The sequence below is a fragment of the Streptomyces alkaliphilus genome (assembly GCF_014141535.1).
GTDB classification, from domain to species: Bacteria; Actinomycetota; Actinomycetes; order Streptomycetales; family Streptomycetaceae; genus Streptomyces; species Streptomyces alkaliphilus.
Window position 1 is genome coordinate 1 of the sequence record NZ_VKHT01000977.1, and the last position, 1,861, is coordinate 1,861.

Genomic DNA, 1,861 nt, shown 5'->3' on the forward strand with positions numbered 1-1,861 from the left:
GGACGGCCCCGGGGCGGGTCATCGGTGATGGTCACCGCGTCGGGGCGCAGGTCGGCGGGGCGCGGCATGGCGCTGCCGGGGAGTTGGACGGCGGCGGCCCCGTGGGCGAGGGCCGCCGCCAGGGCATCGGGCCCACGGCCTCCGGCGACGAGGAAGCCGGCCAGGGAGGCGTCACCGGCGCCGACGTCGCTGCGGACGGTCCGCACGGGGGCGGTGCCCCAGTGGACGCCGTCCTCCTCGACCAGGAGCTGGCCGTCCGCGCCCAGGCTGGCCAGGACGGTGCCCGCGCCGGCCGCCCGCAGCTCGCGGGCGGCCTCCATCACCGCGCCCAGGGTGGCCAGGTCACCGACGGCGCGGCCGGTGGCCTCGGCCAGTTCGTCGAGATTGGGTTTGACCACATCGGGGCGGCCGCGAAGGGCCGCGAGGAAGGCGGGTCCCGAGGTGTCCACGGCGATCCGGGCCCCGGTGTGGTGGATGCGGTCGGCCAGTTCGGCGTACCAGTCGTGGGCGGGGCCGCGCGGCAGGCTGCCGCAGCAGGCCGTCCAGTCGGCGCGCGGCGCGTACCGTCCGACGGTGGCCAGCAGGGCCTCGCTCTCCGCCGGGCCGAGTTCCGGCCCGGCGGCGTTGACCTTGGTGAGGGTGCCGTCGGGTTCGACCAGGGAGACGTTGACCCGGGTGGAGCCGACGACGGGAACCTCCACCGGTTCGACACCCAGCCCGCCGAGCAGGCGGGAGAGCAGTTCGCCCTCGGCCCCGCCCAGGGGGAGGACGGCGATGGTCGGGCGCCCCCCGGCGGCGACGGCGCGGGAGACGTTGACGCCCTTGCCGCCGGGGTCGACCCGGTCGGTTCCGGCGCGCAGCACGGCGCCGCGCTCCAGGACCGGGATGGCGTAGGTACGGTCCAGGCCGGGGTTGGGTGTGACGGTGAGGATCATGCGCGACGGACCTCCGTGCCCCCGGCCTCGATCTCCCGGGCGTCCCGGGGGTCGAGGCCGGTGTCGGTGATGAGCAGGTCGACGTCCCGGAGGTCGCCGAAACGGGCGAAGTGTTCGCGTCCGGACTTACCGGAGTCGGCGAGCAGGACCACGCGGCGCCCGGCGGCGATCAGTGCCCGCTTCACGGCGGCCTCGGCGAGGTCCGGGGTGGTCAGGCCGGTGTCCGGGGAGAAGCCGTTGGTGGCGAGGAAGACGAGGTCCGCGCTGATCTCGCCGTAGGTGCGCAGGGCCCAGGCGTCCACGGCGGCACGGGTGCGGTGACGCACCCGACCGCCGATCAGGTGGAGTTCGATGCCGGGGTGGTCGGCGAGCCGGGCCGCGAGGGGCAGCGCGTGCGTGACCACGGTGAGGTTGAGGTCGGAGGGGAAGAGCGCGGCGAAGGCGGCGGTGGTGCTGCCGGCGTCGAGGATGACGCTGCCCTCACGGGGCAGCTCCTCCAGGGCGGCCCGGGCGATGCGTTCCTTCTCCGCGACGGCGGTGGCCTCGCGGCGTCCGAGGTCGGGTTCGAAATCCAGGCGGCCGATGGGGATGGCGCCGCCGTGCACGCGGCGCAGCAGGCCGGCCCGACCCAGCGCCTTCAGATCCCGGCGCACCGTCTCGGAGGTGACCCCGAAGCCCTCGGCGAGGGTGACCACCTCGACCCGGCCCTCCTCGCGGGCCAGGCGGAGGATCTCCTGCCGGCGTTCCTGTGCGTACATCCGTCCGGTGTCCGTTCCGCTCCGAACCGGGTCTCCCGGTGTCCGAATGAGTGACTTCGCGACAAGATTACGACCGGAATTTCGCAAAGTAAACACACTCGGCACCCGGAGCGGACATGAACGGGTATTCAAGATCAACACCCTGGATCGACGCGGGCCGGGTGGGGG

At 74.4% G+C, this 1,861-nt stretch carries 2 protein-coding genes; both read right to left on the minus strand.

Going from position 1 to position 1,861, the window contains the following annotated elements; genetic code table 11:
• Window positions 1-935 (minus strand): 1-phosphofructokinase family hexose kinase (locus FNQ90_RS21665; RefSeq protein ID WP_182607896.1); only part of this gene is annotated, 935 nt, incomplete at its 3' end.
• Window positions 932-1,693 carry a DeoR/GlpR family DNA-binding transcription regulator gene (locus FNQ90_RS21670; RefSeq protein ID WP_182607897.1) on the minus strand — a complete coding sequence of 254 codons (762 nt, stop codon included), beginning with the start codon at window positions 1,691-1,693 and terminating at the stop codon, window positions 932-934. The genes FNQ90_RS21665 and FNQ90_RS21670, both read right to left, overlap by 4 nt.
• Window positions 1,694-1,861 lie beyond the last annotated feature (168 nt).

Excerpts from the sequence above, each read along its gene's own strand:
- FNQ90_RS21670 (WP_182607897.1), bottom strand. The coding sequence starts at position 1,693 with ATGTACGCACAGGAACGCCGGCAGGAGATCCTCCGCCTGGCCCGCGAG.